Source organism: Spirosoma knui (assembly GCF_054780635.1).
Genome location: NZ_BAAGVY010000002.1, coordinates 172,282 through 196,605, shown reverse-complemented (window position 1 = coordinate 196,605; position 24,324 = coordinate 172,282). Strand labels below are relative to the sequence as shown.

The following is a 24,324-nucleotide window of genomic DNA, read 5'->3' as shown; positions in this document are numbered from 1 at the left end:
ATGCCCTCCGCCCCCCACCCCGGCCCGCCCCATTACGACGGACCTCGCTTGGCAAAGCGCCTGCTGCGCTGGTTTTGCGCTCCACATCTGCTCGACGAGCTGGAAGGCGACCTCGATGAGCTGTTCCAGGAACGGGTCGAGTCGATAGGCTTACGGAAGGCGCGGTGGCGTTACGTCCGGGACGTATTGAGCCTGATGCGGCCTCAGTTCATTAAACGACAAGATCATGAGTACCCCAAACCAACAAATACTGACATGCTACGGAATTATCTGACAATTGCGTTTCGAAATCTAGTGAAGAATAGAGTCTATTCTTTCATTAATATGTTTGGGCTGGCTTCGGGTATGGCCGTCGCCATACTGATTGGCCTCTGGATTTACGACGAACTGTCGTTCAACAGACAGTTCAAAAATTATGACCGGCTGGCCAAACTCTGGCAGTTTGTCAAGTTCGACGTAGAGAAAGCTTCCTACGATGTGATGCCGATTCCGCTGGCGCAGGAGTTACGGAGTCACTACGCCGATTTCGAGTCGGTCGGATTATCTGTAACGCGTAACGTAATGCTGGTAGCGGGGGAGCGAAAGCTGTTGAAAACTGGCAATTATGCTGAACCTGACTTCATTGATATGCTGTCGCTGAACGTAGTGTCAGGCACCCGCTTCGGGCGCAATGACATTAACTCTATTCTACTATCAGAATCGCTCGCCAGCACGATGTTTGGCACCGAAAATCCGCTCAACAAGTTAATAAAATTGGACAATAAGCAGACAGTAAAGGTTGCAGGCGTTTATGAAGACTTCCCGGCCAATAGTACATTTAATGACGTAACATTTCTGATCCCCTGGAATTTTTTTGCGGCTAACGATAAAAACGCCAGACTCGACCAGAATGAGTGGGACTCCAATTCGTATCAGATTTTCGTTCAACTTAAACCGGGCGTTGATTTCGACCAGGTATCGGCGAAGATCAGGGATATCCGAATGAAGCGAGACAATCCGCCCGGTTATAAACCCGAATTCTTCCTGCACCCGATGAGCAAATGGCACCTGTACGCCGATTTTAAAGATGGTGTCAATACGGGCGGGCTCATTACGTTTGTGTGGCTGTTCGGCAGCATTGGCGTCATTGTATTACTGCTGGCCTGCATCAATTTCATGAATCTGAGTACCGCCCGCTCCGAAAAACGCGCCAAAGAAGTCGGGATTCGGAAGGCGATTGGCTCGTTTCAAAGCCAACTAATTGGGCAGTTCCTGAGTGAATCGCTGCTGATGGCCCTACTAGCCTTTGTGCTGTCCATTCTGTTCGTACAGCTTACGATTCCCTTCTTCAATCAGGTAGCTGACAAGAAAATGATCATTTTGTGGGCTAACCCCCTGTTCTGGCTGGCGGGACTAGGGTTCAGCCTACTGACAGGTTTGATTGCGGGGAGTTATCCAGCGTTGTATTTGTCTGCGTTCCAGCCCATCAAAGTACTCAAAGGTGCCATCCGCACGAATCGCTCGGCCACGATTCCACGGCGGCTATTGGTTGGTTTTCAGTTTACGGTTTCGGTTACGCTCATCATCGGCACCATCATCGTGTTTCGGCAGATCGAATACGCCAAAGACCGACCGGTGGGTTACAGCCGCAGTGGGTTGATCGAAATCGGGATGAACGCCCCTGAACTCTACGGGCACTATGACGCCCTACGAAACGACCTGCTCAATACAGGAGCCGTAGCCGGTATGTCGGAATCGTCGAATTCAATAACCGAACAGGCCGGTGGCACAACCGACATTTCGTGGAAAGGGAAAAAGGCGGGTAGTAAACCACTGGTCATGACCAATTACGTGACGCACGATTATGGCAAAACGGTCGACTGGCAGATCAAGGAAGGGCGAGATTTTTCCAGAGCCTATTCCACAGACACGGCTTCGGTTATCCTGAATGAAGCAGCTGTCAGGCTGATGGGATTCAAAAACCCAATTGGTGAACTCGTTCGGCGGGGTTCGCCAAGCCGTGAATACAAGGTGATTGGCGTTATCAAAGACATGGTGAAAGAAGATCCCTTTAAGCCGGTTAATCCGTCTTTTTTCGCCATCGAATATGCCAATGTCAATACTATAAATATACGTTTAGCTCCGCAATTATCAGCTCATAAGGCTCTGGCCAGGGTAGAACAGATCTTCAAAACGTATAGCCCTGACGCCCCTTTCGACTATCAATTTGTGGACAACCAGTACGCCCGGAAATTCGGTACCGAAGAACGTATTGGTCGACTAGCGGGCGGATTTACCATCCTGGCGATTCTAATTAGTTGCCTGGGGCTGTTTGGGTTAGCATCGTTCATCGCTGAGCAACGCACTAAGGAAATCGGGATTCGTAAAGTGCTCGGCGCGTCGGTGTTCAACGTCTGGGGATTGCTCTCGAAAGAGTTTGTGCTGTTGATTCTGGTGGCGTTCTGCCTGGCGGCCCCGCTGTCTTATTACGTCCTATCGGGCTGGCTCCAAAATTACCAATACCGTACGGAACTGTCCTGGTGGATCTTTGCAATGGCGGGTGCCGGTGCGTTGGTCATTACATTACTGACGGTCAGCTATCAAGCCCTCAAAGCCGCGTTGGTCAATCCGGTCAAGAGCCTGCGCTCTGAATAAAGATGTATTTGGAAGGATAGGTTGCAATCCGCTGTCTTACTGGATGGCTTGGTCAAATGCGTCAGCAAACACCACCGAGCCATCTGGTCGGCGGAAGCGGCAATACTCAACCGAACCCGTTCCGGTAAATTCATACGTAATACCAACCAGATCGACCGGAGCCGACGGAAGGGTTGCCTGGTAGGCCAGTCGCCCGTTTACCCAGATGCGCGCCTGTTTGTTGACTACCTCGCAACGCAGGTCCACCCAATCCGAAAAGTCAACGCCAAAGGCCGACAGATCGGTGTTACGTCCGTCTACCTGGTGTCCCGCTAAACCCAGCGACAGATCAGAGATACACCCTTTAGCCGACAGTGGTATAAAAAACATTTCTCCTTTGCCATGGATCATCAGGCGCGTCTGCTGACAGGCTGCGGCTCCAGACCGGTAATCATGACGAAGCCGAGTTTCCATGATAAAGTTATCGGAGCGCAATCCCGGCAACTCCCGGATATAGCGATACCGCACGACGGGCGGCTGGGGCTGCATGGCTATGTGATTGGCTTCAATAAGTGACGCAGGTAAGCTAAGTTTTCCGTTTCGAATTATATCAGTGGTGTTGAAATAGACAGGCACCGGCTCCTGCAATACGGCGACGTGCCAGCCATTTGAGCGAATGAGTAAATCGTGTTCCCGAACAATCTGTTTGCCCACCACCAGCTTAGCCCGGAAGTAGCCTGGATGGTAATAAATAGACGTATGCTGATGGCCGGTGCGCGACACAAGCTGGCGACGAGTGGGGTCCCAGGATTGCTGGATGAATATTGAGTCGGTGGGTGAAGTGGTCGCGTCATAATCGAACACGACCGAGTTAGGGATTCCCTGCGTGACCGGACGGCTACGGAACGAAAAATCCTCGGGCGAAAGTGGCTCGTGTTTATGCGATGCCAGCGTTAAAGCCAATAATCCGACCAGTCCAATGCCAATCACAGACAGAACTACCCGGCTCGTTAGGCGACGCCAGCCGGTGCGAGTTAGTGGTGAATCAGTGCCTGGTTGCGAAGAAATAGTCGCTACAGGTTTTGGTTGATTGCTCTGCTGCTGAAAGTCGTGCCAGTTTGAATAGCCCAGATACTGCACCAGTACGTTCAGGGTTGTTGTCGTGGGCGAAGAATCGTAGCGGACTTTACCCCAGACTCGCTTAAGCGTCGTTACGCTCAGGCAAGCACCAGTCTTGGCCAGAATGGCATCACTCAATCGCTCAAAGTCGGCCGTCGTCCATCCTTCGGCAGCGCCCAGACCACTGACCTGCTCGATCTGGTAGCGGCAACGAGCCAGATTATCCGTATCCATCTTTACGACCATATCCCTGTCAATTAGCTACTTATCGGTTTGACACAACTTGCACAATACTTGAACACGATTGATTGGTAGTAAGTCAAAGCAACGACTACGTTTACGGTTGTTTACTCTTCAGATCTGTTCCTCCCAATCAATTACGTACGTAATGAAACAAACCCAGAACGTGCCAATCCTACTGTACATGGTGCTTAGCCTGCTGATCAACGGCCATAGCTTAGCACAAACGCCTACTCCCGTTTCACCTGATTTGACCCTTCTGGCCAACAGCCCCAAAGCCGCCGTTAACCGCACCACCATAGTTCTGACAGAAGGGCAACGAAAAGGCATCCGGATAGATGAACGACCCGGCGAAGGACTGGTTTGGCTACCCGACGTTCGGATGGCGAATGGAACCCTTGAGTTCGATGTCCGGGGCAAAGATGTCCTCCAGCGTAGCTTTGTGGGAATTGCCTTTCTTGGGCAGGACGACAAAACCTACGAAGCTATTTATTTCAGGCCCTTCAACTTTCGTAGCACCGATCCGGTCCGGCGCGTCCATGCCGTGCAGTACATAGCTCATCCAGTTTACACCTGGGAGAAGCTTCGTACTGATTTTCCAGACAAGTACGAAGCCGCCCTAACCTTCCCTCCCGACCCCAATGGCTGGTTTCACGTACGGATAGAGATTAAGTCTCCCAGTGTGCAGGTTTTCGTCAATCAAAACAGTACTCCGGCGCTGGTGGTCGAGCGACTTGCCCAGGTGGTCAGCGGGAAGATTGGCCTTTGGGTCGGTAATGGCTCCGGGGGTGATTTCGCTAACCTCGTTATCACTCCTACTCCTTAAATGATTGCCCCAATAGTCTTTTTTATTAAAGCTTGTGGTCTTCTCTGTCTATCAAATCGAATAAATATGCGCCCTCAATGGTGTAGCATAGCGCTAGCTTTCACACTTCTGTTCTTCAGCGGCCACCTGACAACAACGGCTCAAACCGCTTATAACCTCCCTCTCCTACTCCGGGAGAAGCAACTCATCACCACACCGGCCAACGCCATACAGGTGCTGAACGACAAAGCACATTCGGGCGTATCGACCAAAGGCATTGTGTGGCTGAAAGGGGTTAATTTTAGGCAGGGAACAATTGAGGTTGATCTACGCGGCAAGGATGTGTTTCTACAAAGTTTTCTGGGCATTGCCTTCCACGGGGTAGATACGCTCACCTATGATGTGGTATATTTCCGCCCATTCAATTTTCGACATAGCGACACGCTCCGAAGAAACTGGTCCCTTCAGTACATGAGTATGCCCGATTATAGCTGGCCACAGCTACGAAAAGTGTCACCCCTGAAATACGAGCATGCGGTACATCCTGTGCCACAGGCCGACGACTGGTTTCATTGCACGCTAAAAATCACTGATACTACCGTCAGCGTTTTTGTTAACCACGACCCCACTCCATCGCTGACTGTCCAGTTGCTTAACAAACGGTCGGAGGGGCTGATCGGCTTATGGGCCGATGGGCTAAGCGGTGATTTTTCCGCACTGACAATTACCCCAGCACCCAAACGCTGAGACAATCAGATAAGGCAAATCGATTAACTTAGCCTGACTACCTATCATAGAAAGCTGTCCAGAAGCGAACAGATTCTGTCCGTTTCTGGACGAGCTTCTCTGTGTTGGTTCTGTCCTGATGGGCCTTCGTTAGACGCTAACACATTTTTCAAACTCTGGCACTGCATTTGATTTGCATTATTATAACTAATCATCCTGGACACGCTACACATGAAGAGAACCTTTCTCGGCGAGTTTGAAGAAGTGGTATTACTGGTGGTAGCGGCCTGCACCGAAGATGCTTACGGCGTCATTATCTGGGAGCAGCTACAGGAACAGACCGGCCGCAACATTACCATCAGCGCCGTACATGCTACGTTGTATCGGCTGGAAGAGAAAGGCTACCTGTCGTCGCAGATGGGCGGTGCGACGGCGGAACGGGGTGGGCGACGCAAACGCTTCTTCACCGTAACGGCCTTAGGCAGCCGGGCCTTACTGGAGATTCAGGAGATGCGCCAACGGTTGTGGCAGGCAATTCCACAAGGCAAGCTACAGCTCATTGGTTAAACGTGATCACCGCCCCGACTATGCCTGATGAAACTCACTATACCCGCACTGGCGATGATGCGGCCCCTCAACCACCCCGCTGGGCCGACCGTCTGCTGGAAAGATTTGTATCGCCGTACCTGCTGGAAGACCTCCAGGGTGATCTGCAGGAAATCTTTTATAAACGGGTCAAGCAAGTGGGTCTGGCCCGAGCCCGACGTGAGTATGGCTGGGCCGTGTTACAGTATCTAACCCCTTTTTTCAGCAAAGCACTCCGGCGTACCGACAGGCAAACGATTCGACGATTCGATACTTACCCAACCCCAGCACTGACTGATATGCTACGCAACTATCTTAAAATTGCTTTTCGAAGCTTATCTAAAAACAAGGTTTATTCATTCATCAACGTCTCCGGCCTGGCGCTGGGCATGGCTTGTGCGCTGCTGATTGGGCTATGGGTAAACGATGAACTAAGTTACAACCGCTTCTTACCCAACGCCGAAAACATCTGCTACGTACGGGTCAATTTTGCGGACCCAAATACAGGCGAAATTCACACAAACTGGGCGACGCCCGGCCCTTTACAGGAGGCTATCGCGCAGGACGTACCGGAGGTAGCCGCCGTCACGAAAATCAACTACGGGCCAGAATACCTGATCAAGGTCGGTGACAAAGCGGCTAAGGAGAAAGGCCATTACGCTACCAGCGACTTCTTTAGCGTATTTGATCTGCCCACCGTGCAAGGCAATCCGAAAGCTGCCCTGGCGCAAACCAATCAGATTGTGATCACGCGAAAGGTAGCCGAGACGTTTTTCCCGGACGGCCAGGTCTTAGGAAAAACGCTGCAACTCAACGGTGATAAATTTTACGTAGTCGGGGCTGTAATCGAAAACCTTCCACGCAACTCGTCTTTACAGTTCGACTGGCTGGTGAACTGGAACGTACAGGAGGAAGCCTGGATGAAAACATGGGGCAATGTATCCTTTCAGACCTTTGTACGACTGAAGCCACACGTAACGCTGGGGCAGGCCGAAGCCGCGATGAAGGACATTTACCCACGCCGGGCCGGAAAGAATTTTGACAGCGGTCGCCCAACTTTGCAGGCTATCACCGACCTGCACCTGTACGGTGAGTACAAGAACGGTCGGCCGGAAGGTGGGCGCATCGAGTATGTTCGTGTTTTTGCCCTTGTTGCCCTGTTTATTCTGTTCATTGCCTGCATCAATTTCATGAACCTGTCCACCGCCCGTTCCGCAACCCGGGCACGCGAGGTAGGCGTTCGCAAAGTGGTGGGGGCGCTACGTTCGTCGCTCATTGGTCAGTTCATGAGCGAAGCCATACTCACCAGTCTCATGGCGGTTGTCCTGGCGGTATGCTTAGTATGGCTTGTCCTGCCCACCTTCAATACGGTATTCGAGAAACAATTAGCCCTCAATCTGGCCGAGCCTACCTTTTGGCTGCTTCTATTGGGCTTAGTGCTGATTACAGGCTTTATATCGGGCAGTTATCCGGCCTTGTTCCTATCGTCTTTGCAACCGATCAAGATTTTAAAGGGCCGGTTACACTTTGGGGCTGGGCCAGCCATATTCCGGCGCACGCTGGTGATATTCCAGTTTTCGATGTCTATTTTCCTGATTGTGGGTATGCTGGCCGTTGGTCGTCAGATGCAGTACCTGCGCGACAAGAATCTGGGCCTCGACCGCGAAAACGTGCTCTACTGGCCCATTGAAGGCGTCAATGAGCCCAAAAAGTTTGCTGCCCTCCAGCAGGAAATAATGCGGCTTCCGTCGATCGCATCGGCCACGACAACGGGTTCGTTACCGGTAAACATTCAGTCTTCGTCGGGCGACCTGACCTGGCCGGGTAAAGACCCGAACTTGTCAACGAGTGTGCAGGCCATGTTCGTAGGCAGTAACTTCACAAAAACCATGAACATTAAACTGGCTGACGGTCGTGATTTTAGAGCCGACAGCCCCGCCGACTCGGCCAATTACATCATTAACGAAGCGACAGCCAGGCTAATGGGAATGTCAAGCCCGGTGGGGAAGGAAGTACAGTTCTGGATGGGAAAAGGGCAGATCGTTGGCGTAATGAAAGACTTTCATTTACAATCACTTCATGAGCCGATCAAACCCTTACTTCTTTGCTTCAACTATTTGAATACAAGCTACCTGCTCGTTAAAACGCGTGCCGGGCAGACGCAGCAGGCCCTCGCCGATCTGGCGAAGATATCGAAAGAATTTACGCCTGACTATCCATTCAACTTCCATTTTCTGGACGAGGAATACGAAAAATTATACCGCAGCGAACAGCAGGTAAGTACGTTGATTACCTACTTCGGTGTGCTGGCCATTCTTATTTCTTGTCTGGGATTATTCGGATTGGCCGCATTCACCGCCGAGCAGCGGACGAAGGAGATTGGCGTTCGCAAGGTATTAGGTGCCAGCATTACCAACATTGTCGGTCTACTCTCCAAAGATTTTTTGCTGCTTGTGTTTATAGCGATCGTGCTGGCCGTACCGCTGGCGTGGTGGGCGCTGAGCCAGTGGCTGGGTACGTTTGCCTACCACCAGGAATTATCGTGGTGGCTATTTGGCTTAGCTGGCTTGCTGGCGATCACGATTGCTTTCCTGACCGTGAGCTACCAGAGCATCAAAGCGGCCCGAATGAATCCGGTGAAAAGCTTACAAAGTGAGTAACTGAGTAAGCCATCACTATTTTTCAGATCTGTTGGAACAGAAAATGATGTTTTGACAGAACCCGCTGCAACCCTTCTTCAACATATGGCATCTTTTATAACAGAAGCCCAACCTGTGACTTTCTGTCGGCAAGTCCTTATTTAAGAATGTCGGGACGGGCAGCCTGTTGGCTTGAACATAAACAACACCTACTACAACATGAACGAGTACGCTCAACTGTATGACCAGTTAAGTGGTCGCCGAAATGCCCTGGTTAAATGGTACGGTCCGCGCAGCGGATTGAAACAGTACAATCCGTCAGCTTATCAACAGTATCAGGAAAAAATTCGTGACTTAAACCGTCAGTTACGTTTGTTACGGCTACGCCTGGTTAGCGCAGTTAAACCGCAACCAACGGAAGTCGGGTTGTAGACCTGAGCAACCCTGTATGTTGGAAGATACTCAACGGAGTTCCCCTACGTACAGGGTTGCTGCTTACGTTAGCATGGCCTACGAACCTAACGGCCAATTGCACATACAAACTTTTCTGGACAACTTGCCGCCCTACTGCCGACTCATCATCCATGAAATCGTTCTCGTTTGCGCTGCTCCCTCTCATTTTAGGCCTTGTTTGTCTGACGGATTTTACCGCTCGACTCCTTCTTCGCTATCCTGCCGAAACCAGTCTTATTGTACCAACAGAACCCAAGAAACTGCTGGCAACGGGTGCTGATCAGGTATCAGCCTATCTACCTTATCTGAAAGGCAAACGCATTGGGATGGTTGTCAATCCTACTTCTGTCATTGGCAACAAACCCAGTGTAGACAGCCTGCAAAGCCTGGGCGTAAATATAGTGATGGTGTTTGGGCCGGAGCACGGCTTTCGCGGCAACGCCAGCAATGGGGCTAAAGTGGCCGATGAAGTAGATGCTAAAACCGGTATTCCCATTATTTCACTCTACGGCAAAAACCGCAAGCCAACAAAAGAACAACTCGACAAGATTGACCTGCTGATTTTCGACATTCAGGACGTAGGAGCGCGGTTCTATACCTATATCAACACGCTCAACTACATTATGGAAGCCTGCGCCGAGAACAAAAAGGAACTCTTGATTTTGGACCGGCCTAACCCGAACGGCTTCATTGTTGACGGTCCCATCCTGGAAGATCATTTGCACTCGGGGATTGGCATGCACAAAATCCCGATTACGCATGGTATGACCATCGGCGAATTTGCGCAGATGATCAACGGCGAGGGCTGGGACATCCCCAAAAATTCCTGTAAACTGAAAATCATTAAAGTAGCGAACTATACGCACGATACGCCCTACGTATTACCCGTGGCCCCTTCGCCAAACCTGAACACGCCCCAGTCTATTCTACTGTATCCCAGCGTCTGCCTGTTTGAAGGCACAATTATCAGCCAGGGGCGGGGTACGTACATGCCGTTCACCGTTCTAGGAGCACCGGCTTTAAAAGGGAAGTATTCGTTCTCGTTCCGACCTATCAGCATCAAGGGCATGAAAGAAGCGCCCCTGCATCAGGACACCGACTGCTACGGCCTTGACTTACGAAAGTACGATACCACTGTTTTCCGCAAAACCCGCCAGCTCAACCTGCAATGGCTCATGGAATTGTACAAAGCTTATCCTGACAAAGCACGGTTCTTCGATATGAGCCAGAGCAAGGAAATCGGCAACTTCGACAAACTGGCAGGCACCGAAAACCTCAAAAAGCAGATTATTGCCGGAGCGAGTGAAAAAGAGATTCGCCAAAGCTGGGAGCCGGGGCTATCGCAGTATAAGAAAATGCGCAAGAAGTATCTGCTGTATCCGTAATAACAGCTTAAACTTCGTGGATTATGGAAATTTGTTGACGTACGTCTCGTAACGACGTTTAACATAACCCCATAACCGGAAGCATTACTTTTGCGGCTAGATGTTTTCATTCACTTGTCTACTATCGTGAACCATCGATTTGCCCTCGTTTCACTGGCGGTTATTTGTCAATTACCTGTACTGGCTCAAAACCGGACGCCGAAAGCTGTCTTTGTTATTGTTGACGGTATTCCGGCGGATGTGGTTGAGAAGGTGCCGACGCCCCATCTGGATAGCCTGGCTAAAGTTGGGTTCTATAAACGGGCGCACGTAGGTGGTCAGAGAGGCACGTATTCGCAGACACCCACCATTTCAGCGGTGGGTTACAATAGCCTGCTGACGGGTACCTGGGTCAACAAACACAATGTCTGGGATAACACGATTGAAGCGCCCAACTACCACTACCCGACGATTTTTCGTCTGCTTAAGAATCAGTACCCGAATAAGAAAACAGCGGTATTTAGCAGTTGGCTCGATAACCGGACAAAACTCGTTGGCGACGGTCTGCCCCAGACCAATAACCTAAACGTGGACTACCATGCCGACGGCTACGAACTGGACACGGTGAACTTCCCGCACGACAAGGAACGGGCGTTCATGAACCGAATCGACAACCGGGTCATCGACGAAGCCGTTGCCTGCCTAAGCAAACAGGCACCCGACTTATCGTGGGTCTATCTTGAGTACACAGACGATATTGGACATAAGTACGGCGACAGTCCGCAAATGCACACCGCCTGTGAGAAAATGGACGCGCAGATTGGCCGGCTTAGTCGTGCGCTGCAGCAACGTCAGCAACAGTTTGCGGAAGATTGGCTGCTGGTCATTACCACCGACCACGGCCGCGATGCCAAAACGGGGCTCAACCACGGTGGACAGTCGGACCGCGAACGTACTACCTGGATTGTCTCGAACCAGCCGGAACTCAATGCCTACGGCCAGCAGGTTGAGCCGGGGATTGTTGATTTGATGCCGACGATTGCCCGGTTCATGCGCATCCAGATTCCCAAGGACGTAGCGCAGGAAGTGGATGGTGTCCCGCTCATTGGTCCTGTTTCACTAACAAACCCACAGGCCACTCTCAGCAACAATGCGCTGCAGGTCCGGTGGAAAGCGTTGGCTTCGCCGGGTACGGTCAATATCTGGTTATCCACGACTAATCAATTTGAAACTGGCGGGAAAGACACGTATCAACTAATCGGCAAAGCTCCCTTAAGTCAGCAGCAATTCAGCGTATCAATCACCGACAAGCCATCGTCCTTTTATAAAATCTGGCTCGAAGGTCCAGCCAACTCCGTCAATACATGGCTAGTATTAAAATAGAAGTGCTTAAGCCCACTTACAAGGCTTAACGTTTTTTAACAGCCTGTCTATAAGCAATGTCCGTACCTTGGCCGATGAATCAGGTACGGACATTATGTTTATCAACTACCTCAAAATTGCCTGGCGGAACCTAAACCGGAATCGACTGTATTCAGGGCTTAATGTGGGTGGGTTAGGCATTGGCTTAGCCGCCTGCCTGCTGATGTACCTCTACGTGAGGCACGAGTTTACGTTTGATGGCTTCCACAAAAATTCAGACCGGATCGCCCGGGTTACTACCAACATAAAGACGCCCGAAGCGCCTATGTCAATAGCGGCTGTCCCGATTCGACTGGCCGACGCCTTGAAGCGTGACTATCCCGAAGTAGAAACCGCGGTACGGTTCGAGCCGCTATCGGCGACCATTCGGTACGGTGAAAAGCTGTTCAACCAGTCTGATATTTATTACGCCGATCAGGGTGTATTTGCCGTGTTTTCGTACCCGTTTGTCGCGGGTGACCCAGCTCAGGCTTTAACCACACCCAACAGCGCCGTTGTGACGAAGGCCTTCGCCGAGAAATACATGGGTAGAATTGACGTTATCGGTCAGTTCTTCCAATGCAATAAGCAGACATATCGAATCACAGGCGTTATGGCTAACCTGCCATCCAATGCCGATTTAAAAGTTAGCGCTCTATTATCGAAGGACTTTTCTACGTCAACGTCCTGGTTGGGTGAAGATTTTCCGGTATACACCTTCGTACTGTTTCGAGATAAGCCGAATTTAGGCGCATTTGAGAAGAAACTAGCTGCTCTTAGTCAGCGGTATATCCAGCCTGAGTTCAAGAAAATGGGCGCCGAAGGCTACTCCATTCGCTTCCAAACAGAAATGCTGCCGGAAGTGCATTTCAGCCAGGGAAAAATGGGCGATACGCCCAAAGGCAACAGGCAGTATGGTTACGTTTTCGCGGTCCTGGCGGTGTTCGTATTTGCCATAGCGTTGCTGAACTACGTCAATCTGCTAACGTCCCGAGCCACCAGTCGAGCAAGAGAAGTAGGTATTCGGAAAGCGAACGGTGCCCTACGGGGTCAACTGATCGGACAGTTTCTATTAGAATCATTTTTACTCAGCCTGTTTTCCGTCGCATTCGCCATCTTATTACTAGTCTTTACAATTCCATCGTTCAACACCTTATTACAACTTCACCTGTCGGTGTCCTGGCCAGAAGGCTTGCTCATGGCAGTTGTCGCGATGGTAGCCACGACACTTTTGGGTGGCCTCTATCCTGCCTTTGTGTTATCGGACTATGACTCGGCGGACGTGCTGCGAGGACGGTTCGGCAGCTTTGGACAAGGTTTGTGGCTACGACGGACTATAACCGTCGTTCAGTTCACGCTCGCCGTCGGGATGATCGCTGGGGTACTGGTCGTAAGGCGTCAGATAAACTACTTGCAAGGAGTATCATTAGGTTTTTCGACTGACCAAGTCTTAACCGTTCACTTACCAGATGATTCGTTGGCCCGAAAATCAGCCCCGGCTCTAGCCAATACCTTACGGCAACGTACCGAAATCAGTGATCTATCCCTCGGCTCAGGTCTCAAACCTGACGCAATCCTGCCGGTTGGTACTACCTTCTTCCGTGCCAATGGTAAGAAGCGGGAAGTGACCAGCAACTACTTCTTCATTGATGAGCGGTTCGTACCTCTCCTAAACATGAAAATTAGTAGCGGCCGTAACCTTACTAATACCTCCGAAGCGGACAGAATCGGTGCCTTTCTGGTAAACGAAGCATTCGTAAAAATGGCAGGCTGGCGACAGGCCGTTGGTCAGGACATAGAAGGCTTTATGCACAAAGGGAAAGTGGTTGGCGTGATCAAAAACTTTAACTACCGGTCGCTACATAATCCGGTCGAACCACTCGTTTTGGTCTACAACACCTTACCGCCAAGTAACGTCACGATCAACATCCGGCCTGAGCATCTACCGTTAGTTGAAGCCGCCTGGAAATCGCACTACCCCAACTTCCCGTTTGAGTATTCGTTCTTGGATGCATCATTCGACGCTCAATACCGTAAGGACCGGCTCATGATGACCTTGTTTAACTGGTTCGCGGTCTTAACGGTACTCGTTTCGTGCTTAGGTCTGTTCGGCTTGACAACCTATACGACGGCACAGCGCATCAAAGAAATTGGTATTCGCAAAGTGCTCGGAGCCAGCGTAGGTAGTATTGTTACGCTGCTATCAAAAGACTTTCTGAGACTAGTGCTGATCGCCATTGCCATAGCCTCCCCCATCGCCTGGTACGCCATGAATTGGTGGCTACAGGATTTTGCCTACAAGGTCGATGTTAATGGATGGCTGTTTGTCATGGCGGGTTTGCTCGCCATCGGTATCGCCATATTGACAGTCAGCTTCCAAAGTATCAAAGCAGCCTTAATGAACCCAGTGAAGAGTCTTAAAACGGAATAGAGAGAAGAAAGGGAGTAAAGGGGGAACCATTTTCCTTTCTGTCCCTCGTCCCACTTCTCCATTCACTCCCTTTTCAAAACTATGCTTACGAACTACCTCAAAATCGCCTGGCGTACCCTCATTAAAAACCGGCTTTATACCGGTATTAACATCGCGGGGCTATCGATCAGCATGGCCGCCTGCTGGCTGATCAGTCTGTACGTCTGGAACGAACTCACCTTCGACCGGTTCCACGAACGGGCCGACTCGATCTACCGCGTGATCACTCGATTCAAGATGACCGGCTCGGATGATGGGCTCGCCGTATCAAGTGCTGACCTTGGTCCCCGCCTACAACAAACCTACCCGGACGTATTGAAGATGGTTCGGTTCAAGTCGGTTCCTGTAGCAACGATACGTCATGGCAGCCAACTGATAAATGAAGGCGATGTGTATCAGGTCGACAAAAGCCTGTTTGAGGTGTTTTCGTACCGCTTGCTCTCCGGTAGCAAAACCGCTTTAGATCGGCCCAACAGCGCGGTGGTGACCCAGCAAATGGCGAAAAAATATTTTGGTACAGCCGATCCGATTGGAAAACTCCTGCAGTTGAATAAGAAACCGTATACCGTAACCGGCGTATTAGAGGATCTTCCTACAAACACAGACTTAACCTTCAATATTTTACTGTCCTGGCAGGATGCGCCAGCCAGCGCCGAAGATGTGTTCGATACGTCCTGCTTTACGTACGTAGTACTTGCCGGTCAAACGCCCGCCGATGGCTTTCGCAAAAAGCTGGCGCAATTCGACCGGACCCAGGTAGCACCCCGTATTAAAGCACTAGGGCTGGGCAACGACATCCGGATTAGCCATCAGCTACAGCCGCTGACCGAGCTACACTTTGTCGACGGTCTGTTTGACGATACGCCTAAAGGCAATCGAGGTTATCTGCTCATCTTCGCCATCATAGCCGTATTTATCCTGCTCGTAGCCTGTATCAACTACATGAATCTGTACGTAGTACAGGCCGCTAAACGCCAGAAAGAAATTGGTATTCGGAAAGTAGCAGGAGCCGCCAGACGGCAGTTACTGGCCCAGTTTCTGGGCGAAGCGTTGTTGGTTATGAGCATCAGCTTGCTTTTATCGCTGGGTGTAATGCTCAGCGTTCGCCCTTTATTTGAGCAGCTCACGGCCATCCCTACGGGCCTGCCTGACTGGACACTGATCGCCGGTGGAGTGTGCCTGCTGATTGTAGTGAGCATACTGACCGGTCTGTACCCCGCGCTTTTTCTGTCGTCAGCTCAGCCGGTGCGCCTGTTGAGAGGGCAATTGCAGGGGGTAGGGCGTCAGTGGGCCCGGAAATCGCTGGTTGTTCTGCAATTCGCCATGTCGGTAATGCTGATTGGCAGCACGCTGGTGGTTCGACAGCAAACGGATTACCTCCGCAGTAAAAATCCGGGGTTCACAAAGGAGCAGGTCTTGATTGTGAACGTCCCGGCCGACGAAACGATCCGCAAAAAGATGGCGGTGCTGAAAGCAACACTAGCGCAAAACAGCCGCATTGATGCCGTATCGCTGGGATTAAACCCCATCACAAACGAAGCTAAAGCCAGTGTCATCAAAGAAACGGGGGGCCAGCGAACCGAGCAACTGGTCTTTTCCGCCCATATCGACGAAGATTACCTGAACCTGCTGCAAATCAAGCTCAGGGCCGGACGAACGTTCAGCCCCAATTTACCCAGTGACAAAAAACACGCCGTTATTGTCAATGAACGTTTTGTCCACTGGATGGGCTGGCCGATGAATCAGGCCGTTGGCAAGATTGTGAAGACGGCCGCGCATGATTCACTTAATCAGCGGGTGATCGGTGTTGTCAGCGACTATCATTTTGCATCGCTTCATAACCAGATCGAGCCCCTTCTTTTGTATTACCAAACCGACAATCCGTTTAATGTACTGGTTCGGCTGAAGCCTTCGGACAGAGAGTTGGTTCGGTCGGCCTGGACGACTCTTATTCCGGATTATCCGTTTGAAGCTTCGTTTCTGGACACGAGTTTCGATAAGCAATACGAGCAGGAGAAGAAAGGCACGACCCTGCTCAGCTGGTTTTCTTTCTTAACCATTCTTATTGCTTGTCTTGGCCTGTTCGGGCTGGTGGCCTTCTCCGCCGAGCAACGTATCAAGGAAATCGGAATCCGGAAAGTGCTTGGCGCTTCAGTAGCTCAACTGGTAGCTTTACTTTCCAGAGACTTTATAAAACTGGTGCTCATCGCCATTGTGGCCGCCATACCGCCTACTTGGTACGTTATGAGTCGGTGGCTGCAACGCTTCGCCTACAAGATTGACATCGACTGGCGGGCGTTTGCGCTGGCGGGATTCCTGGCCATTTGCATCGCGTTACTGACGGTAAGTTTTCAAAGCATCAAAGCGGCCCTGATGAATCCGGTAAAGAGTTTGAGGAGTGAGTGATTATACGAAAACTTCACTTAACGGAATTTCAATACCGGTTACCACATCAGAAAGAACTTTATCCTCGGTAAAAAACTGGTATTTGCCGATTTCCGAATAGACAGATATAGCCTTAAAACTTGGCATAACTAACCAACATGACGTAACACCTGCGTTGAAGTACCGCTCAAACTTAGCTAAGATTTCGGCGTCGGATTGTGAGGGCGAGACAATTTCAATCGCCGTCAGCGGCATGTCGGTCATGGACGTAACATCGTGCAGGAAGTCAATTTCCAGTTTCGGATAAATGGCAATATCGGGTACCGCATCAGGCCGTTCCGGCATTGATAGATTTAGCTCAGACAGAAATGTATGCGTCTTACGATACCGAGTCTTTAGCTCAACAATCAAATTAGCCTGAACGTAAGCGTGGTTTAGGGTGGGCATGGGTTTTCCGCGCTCGCGTTCGTAATCCGACAACTGTTCAACGACTGCTTCCATAGCACGAGATTTTTTCAAATATAACTTTAAAACCGCACAACATGCTTCGATCCTACCTCAAAATCGCCTGGCGGAACCTACTCCGTCGCAAGTTTTATTCGGTACTCAATATCATTGGCCTGGCCGTGGGTATTACGTTCACGCTACTGATTGGCAGCTACGTCTGGGGTGAATTCCAAGTTAATCGACAGCTACGTAACGCCGGTCAACAATGCCTCGTCCAAAGCCGCTGGAAGCAGGAAAATATGGGCATGGACATCACAACCCTGGCCCCACTTGGTCCGGCGCTTAAAACTGTCTATCCAAACCTGGTAGCGGATTTTTATCGGTTTTATGGCATCAGCGCTACCGTCTCAAAGGGCAGCAATCACTTCCGCGAATCCATCCAGATTGGCGACTCTACCCTGCTGACAATGTATGATTTCAAGCTGTTGCAGGGTAATCCGCGCACGGCCCTGGCAGGCCCGAACTCCATTGTTATCACCGCTGAAAAAGCCCTTAAATACTTCGGTCGGACCGATGTCCTGAACCAGTCACTAACGGTGGAGACAACCGGCGCGGGGAAACAGGAGTTTTTGATTACGGGCGTACTACAGCCGCTACCCGATAATTCGGTATCGCACCTGCTGGCGGAATCAAACGAAGTGTTTATGCCCGTGAGCAGTGTCCGTTATTTTGGCGGAGAAGCCAGTATGCAAACCTGGCTTAATCAGTACATTGTCACCTACGTTGAGTTGCAACCGGGCGTAACGCCGAAAGACTTGGAAAAGCCGCTGGCGCACGTAATCGCGACAAACACACCGGCCGAAATTCAGAAAAATCTGACGGCCTACGTAACACCACTAACTGATTTCTACCTGCAAAGCAACAATGGGCTGATCCGCAAAATGATCATTACTCTAACGGCAGTGGCCTTGTTCATTCTGCTAATGGCGGTCGTCAACTTCGTCAATATCTCGATGGGTAACTCCTCATCGCGTTTGCGGGAGATCGGCGTTCGCAAAGCGCTGGGTGGGCTCCGGCGGCAACTTACAGTCCAGTTCCTCATGGAAGCGTTTGTGCTGACAGCCATTGCTACGGTGCTCTCCGTGGGTTTGTACGCCCTATTTCGCCCCCTGTTCAACGATGTCGTCGGTAAAGCCCTTCCGACGCTAACGCACTTACCGTGGCAACATAGCTGGCTATTGGTCGTATTGATACTGCTGGTCGGCGGACTGGCGGGTGGGTATCCGGCGCTGTATCTGTCAGCCTATTCGTCCGTCGATTCGTTGAAAGGCAAAGAGAAATCGGCCCGCGAAGGCATCCTATTCCTACGCAGCCTGGTTACGGTGCAGTTCGCCATTGCGGTATTCGTGTTCGTTGGAGCCACTATTGTCTCCCGGCAAATTGCGTACTTCTTCAATACGGACCTTGGCTTCAAGAAAGAAGCCGTTCTGACGGTATCGTCATTGCCCCGAAACTGGTCGAAGGAGGGCGTTACCCGCATGGAAGCCGCTCGTGATCAGTTCGCTCGCTTGCCGGGGGTCTCCTCGGCCAGTCTTTCATACGAGATACCGAATGGCAATGTAGGCAACAGCGCTAACCTGTATCCGCAGGGCCGCGATTCAACGCAGGCCGTTAGTGTCGACCTGATGACTACCGACGAACACTACGCGGAAACGTACGGGATTCCTTTAAAAGGTGGGAAATTTTTTCATTATGGCCAGGGCGGGTATGACTCAACGAGCGTTGTTTTGAATGAATCGGCGATTAAAGCACTTGGCTATAAAACCGCAGAAGCCGCCATTGGCCAGTTGGTACGCTTCCAGAATATCCCACTTACCTATCGCGTTCGTGGTGTAGTGCAGGATTTCCACGTTGGCACCATGCACAAAGCGATCCAGCCCATAGCCATCGGACAAATACAGGCGTTACCGATTTACCGCTTCTTTTCGTTCCGGCTAGCGCCCGGCATGACCAAACCAACCATGGCGGGCATTGAACAGAAATGGCACGACCTATTTCCCGATGCGCCATTCGACTATGCGTTTATTGACCAGACCCTCGAAAAACTGTATCGCACAGAGCTTCAACTAGAGAAAGCGGCCTACGTAGCCACCGGCTTAGCCTTGTTGATTGTGCTATTGGGCGTCATTGGCCTGGTTTCCTTAAGCGTGGCCCGCCGGACCAAAGAAGTGGGCATTCGGAAGGTACTGGGGGCATCGGTGCCTGACATCGTCGGTTTATTCCTGAAAGAATACGTTTGGGTAATGGTCATTGCCAACGCGATTGCCTGGCCCCTCGCCTACTGGCTGATCTCGAATTGGTTAGCTGATTATGCGTATCACACGCAAATTACCTGGTCGCCCTTCGTAATTGTCGGCGGATTGCTGGCGGTGCTGACCAGCCTAGTTATCAGCGCACAGGTGTTTAAAGCCGCTTTATCAAACCCGGTAAAGAGTATTCGAACGGAATAAAAAAGGAGGAGAGGGAGTAAAGGGAAGAATGGGACGAAAGGGAACAGTCTCATCTTCTCTGCTCCCACTACTTCCATCTCCCCTTACTCCCTCCTCCCATTATTGCCCCTCTTCCCTTTACTCCCCCTCTTATGCTACGTAACTACGTCAAAATCGCCTGGCGGAACCTGAAAGCGCAACGCAGCTATGCCTTTCTGAATACACTCGGTCTGTCTATTGGCATGGCGGGTGGGTTGCTTATCTTCTTCTTTCTACGCCATCACCTCAGCACGGATCGGCACCACGCTAAGTTCGACCGTATCTATCGAATCGATACCGACCTTTACCTCGCCGATAGTTCCGTCGAATACAATCCGGAAGCGCCCCTGCCGATGGCGCAGGTACTTCGCACGCAGTATCCACATGTGGAGCAAGCGGCTTTTTTGAGCATGTTCCGCGATATGACGGTGAGTGTTAAGCGTCAGAACGAACGCCAGCCCATACGGTTTCTCGAACACAAAGGCACGGGTGTAGTAGAGCCGGAGTGGTTCGACGTATTAAGCTACACGTGGTTGCGGGGTGATGCTAAAACGGCGTTACGTGGACCAAACCGCGTCGTGCTCACCGAGTCATGGGCCAGAAAATACTTTGGTGACACCGATCCGATTGGGCAAACGCTAACGCTAAACAACAAGGCCGTCGTTACGGTCACGGGCGTACTCGCCGAACCACCCACCACAACGGACACGAACCTCGGCCTGTTTGTGTCCATGCCCACCATGCGGCAACTCGACCCCGATTATAACGTAACGGATTGGGGATGGCTGAACAGCAACAACCGCATATACGCTACGTTAAAGGGTGAGGAAGCCGCAATCAGTCTACAACAGGCGATGCCCGCCCTGTCCAAGAAACACTACGGGGATAATGCCAACGTATTCCGGTTTCACGTGCAGCCCATGCGCGAGCTGCACTTCGACGTAGCGCGTGATCCTGCCGGAACGATTCGGTCATCGTTGCTGTGGTCGCTGGTTATCGTGGGCGTGTTGCTCATTCTGGCCGCTTGCATCAACTTTATCAATCTGGCCACGGCACAGGCGCTTCGACGTAGCAAAGAAGTGGGCATCCGGAAAACGCTGGGCAGCTCACGCGGTCAACTCAGTCGCCAATTCCTGCTCGAAACGGCCCTCGTTACGCTGGCAGCAACGAGCCTGGCCCTGTTGCTGGCTTACGTATCACTACCCCTGTTCAACAACTGGGTGCAGCTTGGCCTGACCTTCCGGCTCGATGGTCTGACCCTTTTGTCCGTTACGTTGCTTTTTTTCGGCGTAGTGCTGCTGGCGGGTGGGTATCCAGCAGCTGTACTATCCGGGTTTTCACCTGACCTGGCTCTACGTGGCAAACTGACCACGTCGTCGTTTGGCGGGCTATCGATTCGGCGGGCACTGGTCATTACGCAGTTCATCGTTTGTCAGGCCCTCATCGTAGGTACACTCGTGGTGGCCCGGCAAGTTCGGTACATGCAACAGGCCGATCTGGGCTTTCGTCCGGACAACGTAGTACTGGTGCCACTACCTGATAACACCCAGCCGTTGCAGGACGCGTTTAAACAGACGTTAACTCAATACGCCGACATCCACGCTATTAGCCTGGGGCATTTACCACCCTCCAGCGACCGGCTCTATGGTGGCTCTGTCAAATTCGATAACCGCCCCGACTGGGAGCCCTGGCCCAGTCGCGAACGCCTGGCCGACGCTGACTTTATCAAGACCTATGGGTTGACGCTGCTGTCTGGTCGTAATATTGTGCCGAGCGATACGATCCGCGAGTATCTGATCAACGAGACGATGTTGCACAAACTCGGCTTTCAAAAACCGGAGCAAGTCCTAGGTAAACGGCTTCAACATTATTTATCGCCCGTTATGCTCCCCATTGTTGGGGTTGTACGCGACTTCCATCTGAAATCGTTACGTGAGGAGATTAGCCCTTGTGTGATTGCCAGCCGATCCGAGCGATACCGTCACGCCGGCATTCGAATCTCGGGCCAGTACCCGGCCCAAACCCTCGAACGCATTCGCCAGACCTGGCAGCAACTGTATCCGAACGAGGTGTTTGAATACCAGTTCCTGGACGAACACATTGCTCAACTATATAAAACTGAAACCTTAATCACTCGACTGGTTAACGTATTCACGGGATTAGCCATCCTGATCTGCTGCCTGGGACTGTATGGGCTTGTCTCGCAGGTGGTGGTGCAGCGCACGAAAGAGATCGGTATTCGAAAAGTATTGGGGGCCAGCGTAGCCAGCATTGTGGCGCTACTATCAAAAGACTTCCTGGGATTGGTGCTGATCGCCATTGCCATAGCCTCCCCCATCGCCTGGTACGTTATGCATGGGTGGCTTCAGGACTTCGCGTATCGCATCGACATCGCCTGGTGGGTGTTTGCCCTAGCAGGGCTACTAGCCGTAAGCATTGCCTTGCTCACCGTTAGTTTTCAAAGCGTAAAGGCAGCTTTAACCAATCCGGTCAACAGCTTACGAAGCGAATGACCCATTCAACGTGTGCCACGCTAATAAATAATCAACGCATTTACACTTAGAGTACCGTTGCCAAAATGGTACTCTTTTTTCTCAGTATTAACGCTATCACTCATCTTGGCTATTATCTCAGAATCGCTCTGTTAAGCCTTTACTTATATGTTATAAAACAACTAGTAACGATCTGAAGGCCGTGAATCAAATAGAGGCAGGATAGCTAAACTATGAATTGGATAATTAGTCTATTTTTTCCTCTTAACATAACGGCAGTGGCTGATGCAAAAGTCAACACAGGTTTGAATCGACCATGTCAGTCTCCTGTTTTCGAGGCAAAAAATGGTTGAATAAGGTTCACATAGTAGGCCTGACTAATTACTTTCGGATTTTTGCAACAGCCACTCATCTTTTGTTAATAAAAGAAAATTAGAATTTCGTTCATTTCCCAAAGTAGCCATTCTTGAAATAAATCAATTATTGACTTTTGTTAAGTCATATTCTTCAGGGCCTTTCACTGAACTAATAGTAGCGGTTAAAATAAATTCCCGTTCTGACTTCTCGATAATTATAGGGCTTGATCCATTACTGTGTTGAACAACAAAGTAGTATTGCTTATTGGGCTCAAAATGCAAAAAATGAGGATGACCGTTAACAATAAATCCCAGGCTATCACCAGTTGGCCGAATGACTGTCCAAGTATGTGACTTAAGCACAATTGGTTTTCGCTGGTTCAATGTTGTCTCCACTTCAACTCGCTCAGCGTTCATCGGATTTAACAAATGGATCCTGGCCGTTGACTGAGCATTACTAATCGTGCTTATTGAACAAGCTATAAGTATTAAACCAATCAATGTCTTCATGATATATCTTGTTATATAAGTGGCTATGCATTGCCCTAATAATGATTTACAGGATCAGCTACTTCCTAGTGTCGTAGAGAAACCACTTATTCTTTTGTTGAGCCGACAGCGCTCCTGTGGCCATGTACCGAAACTTCATTTTATAATCTTCGCCAGGCATTTTGATTAGGTGCTTTTCGTTAACAACAGGTGCTTTCACGGCTATAGTCGAATAAGCGCTAACCCCCGTCTGCTTGTCTCGAACAAAGACGATGTATTCAGCGTCTTGAGCAGGAACCAGCAAAATTTCTGACGCATTGTTTGACGGAACAGCACCTGGCGTATTGAGGCCCCAGGCGTAACTGTAATGACCAGATCCGCCGGTCACTGTAGCCTGAATGAGTTGCTTGCCAGTAGTGGCGTCGCCACTGATTTCCGTAGTTTCCTTAACCTGGGCAAATAACGTTGTAGAACTGATTAAGCCCGCAAGAACTAAAAGAGCACGCATCGAATACTTCATTTTTGACGAGTTCAGAAGGGTGAAGCTATAAAAGATCAATTTTCCTGTTTTATAACCTAACGTTAGACCAAAGGATAAAAATAATCGCAGAAAACAATTAGCAGAGCCTGATTCCTAAGCAAAAGGCTGTTGCCAAATACTGCTATATTATTCAAAAATAGCACGATACAGAGGTTTTACAATTCCTTTACAACCTTTTACAGTCCTTAACGCAGTCGGTTTAGGGTGGCTAATACATTTGTTTCATTACTCACGCAAAACACGTACGGTATGAAACGAACCTATTGGCTTACCCTGCTTTGTGCTTCTGTTGTCGGCACCACCTTCGGGCAGGATTCATTTAAGCAGTGCTCGGCGGCTTTCCTGGGCAATCGCATGATCGTTAACGAGTACACGCCAGCCGGTACGTGCGTTGTCTCATCTACCGCTACCGGCGAGTTGACCGTAAACACCGTTGAGCTGTCACCCAATCAGACGAAAGCGCTCGACAAGATTCCGTTCCGGGTTGCCATCCGCGACAATACAACACATACACTCCTTATGTACTCGAACCAGGAGGTGAAGCAGGTGGACGTGCAGAAGGTCCTGGCAAAGTGCAAAAAAGGCGATCACATCGTCCTGCTCACCCTTGACGATCAATATGCCCTGCCGCATAATGAAATTACGGTGCAATAATATTCATCCTTTCAACC

At 50.6% G+C, this 24,324-nt stretch carries 17 protein-coding genes; 13 read left to right on the top strand and 4 right to left on the bottom strand.

Features of this window, described 5'->3' with window-relative positions; all coding sequences use genetic code 11:
• The gene (locus tag ACYVIY_RS05565; RefSeq protein ID WP_460975306.1) at positions 1-2,634 is read left to right on the top strand and encodes an ABC transporter permease; all 2,634 of its coding nucleotides are present in this window, start codon (positions 1-3) and stop codon (positions 2,632-2,634) included.
• A gap of 36 nt (positions 2,635-2,670) precedes the next feature.
• Here the strand turns inward: ACYVIY_RS05565 and ACYVIY_RS05560 are convergent, their stop codons facing one another.
• A complete protein-coding gene (locus ACYVIY_RS05560) occupies positions 2,671-3,978 on the bottom strand; it encodes a hypothetical protein (protein WP_460975305.1) in 1,308 nt (435 codons plus the stop codon).
• Between the two features lie 142 nt (positions 3,979-4,120).
• Between ACYVIY_RS05560 and ACYVIY_RS05555 the strand changes: the two genes are divergently transcribed.
• The 9 genes from ACYVIY_RS05555 (at position 4,121) to ACYVIY_RS05515 (ending at position 16,821) form a co-directional block, all read left to right on the top strand.
• On the top strand, positions 4,121-4,798 hold the full coding sequence (locus ACYVIY_RS05555) for a hypothetical protein (RefSeq protein WP_460975304.1): 678 nt from the start codon (positions 4,121-4,123) through the stop codon (positions 4,796-4,798).
• Between the two features lie 66 nt (positions 4,799-4,864).
• Complete coding sequence (locus ACYVIY_RS05550; protein WP_460975303.1) at positions 4,865-5,524, top strand: hypothetical protein; 660 nt, start codon at positions 4,865-4,867, stop codon at positions 5,522-5,524.
• Between the two features lie 210 nt (positions 5,525-5,734).
• The gene (locus ACYVIY_RS05545) at positions 5,735-6,070 is read left to right on the top strand and encodes a PadR family transcriptional regulator (protein WP_460975302.1); all 336 of its coding nucleotides are present in this window, start codon (positions 5,735-5,737) and stop codon (positions 6,068-6,070) included.
• 20 nt (positions 6,071-6,090) lie between these two features.
• On the top strand, positions 6,091-8,748 hold the full coding sequence (locus ACYVIY_RS05540) for an ABC transporter permease (protein ID WP_460975301.1): 2,658 nt from the start codon (positions 6,091-6,093) through the stop codon (positions 8,746-8,748).
• 198 nt (positions 8,749-8,946) lie between these two features.
• A complete protein-coding gene (locus tag ACYVIY_RS05535) occupies positions 8,947-9,159 on the top strand; it encodes a hypothetical protein (protein WP_460975300.1) in 213 nt (70 codons plus the stop codon).
• Positions 9,160-9,311: 152 nt separating this feature from the next.
• Positions 9,312-10,565, top strand: a complete 1,254-nt coding sequence (locus tag ACYVIY_RS05530) for an exo-beta-N-acetylmuramidase NamZ family protein (protein WP_460975299.1) — start codon at positions 9,312-9,314, stop codon at positions 10,563-10,565.
• A 126-nt stretch (positions 10,566-10,691) separates the two neighbouring features.
• Complete coding sequence (locus ACYVIY_RS05525; RefSeq protein WP_460975298.1) at positions 10,692-11,927, top strand: alkaline phosphatase family protein; 1,236 nt, start codon at positions 10,692-10,694, stop codon at positions 11,925-11,927.
• Positions 11,928-11,994: 67 nt separating this feature from the next.
• Complete coding sequence (locus ACYVIY_RS05520) at positions 11,995-14,376, top strand: ABC transporter permease (protein ID WP_460975297.1); 2,382 nt, start codon at positions 11,995-11,997, stop codon at positions 14,374-14,376.
• An 81-nt stretch (positions 14,377-14,457) separates the two neighbouring features.
• Positions 14,458-16,821, top strand: a complete 2,364-nt coding sequence (locus ACYVIY_RS05515; RefSeq protein WP_460975296.1) for an ABC transporter permease — start codon at positions 14,458-14,460, stop codon at positions 16,819-16,821.
• Here ACYVIY_RS05515 and ACYVIY_RS05510 read toward each other — a convergent pair whose 3' ends face one another.
• Positions 16,822-17,301 carry a Uma2 family endonuclease gene (locus ACYVIY_RS05510; protein ID WP_460975295.1) on the bottom strand — a complete coding sequence of 160 codons (480 nt, stop codon included), beginning with the start codon at positions 17,299-17,301 and terminating at the stop codon, positions 16,822-16,824.
• Positions 17,302-17,342: 41 nt separating this feature from the next.
• Here ACYVIY_RS05510 and ACYVIY_RS05505 point away from each other — a divergent pair, with 41 nt between their 5' ends.
• A complete protein-coding gene (locus tag ACYVIY_RS05505) occupies positions 17,343-19,757 on the top strand; it encodes an ABC transporter permease (protein WP_460975294.1) in 2,415 nt (804 codons plus the stop codon).
• Between the two features lie 131 nt (positions 19,758-19,888).
• Positions 19,889-22,288, top strand: a complete 2,400-nt coding sequence (locus ACYVIY_RS05500) for an ABC transporter permease (protein WP_460975293.1) — start codon at positions 19,889-19,891, stop codon at positions 22,286-22,288.
• A gap of 455 nt (positions 22,289-22,743) precedes the next feature.
• Here ACYVIY_RS05500 and ACYVIY_RS05495 read toward each other — a convergent pair whose 3' ends face one another.
• Positions 22,744-23,133 carry a hypothetical protein gene (locus ACYVIY_RS05495; RefSeq protein ID WP_460975292.1) on the bottom strand — a complete coding sequence of 130 codons (390 nt, stop codon included), beginning with the start codon at positions 23,131-23,133 and terminating at the stop codon, positions 22,744-22,746.
• Positions 23,134-23,191: 58 nt separating this feature from the next.
• Positions 23,192-23,620: a hypothetical protein gene (locus ACYVIY_RS05490; RefSeq protein ID WP_460975291.1), complete on the bottom strand. Its 429-nt coding sequence runs from the start codon at positions 23,618-23,620 to the stop codon at positions 23,192-23,194.
• Positions 23,621-23,902: 282 nt separating this feature from the next.
• Between ACYVIY_RS05490 and ACYVIY_RS05485 the strand changes: the two genes are divergently transcribed.
• Entirely contained in the window at positions 23,903-24,307 is a 405-nt protein-coding gene (locus tag ACYVIY_RS05485; RefSeq protein ID WP_460975290.1) for a hypothetical protein, read from the top strand.
• Positions 24,308-24,324: the final 17 nt, after the last annotated feature.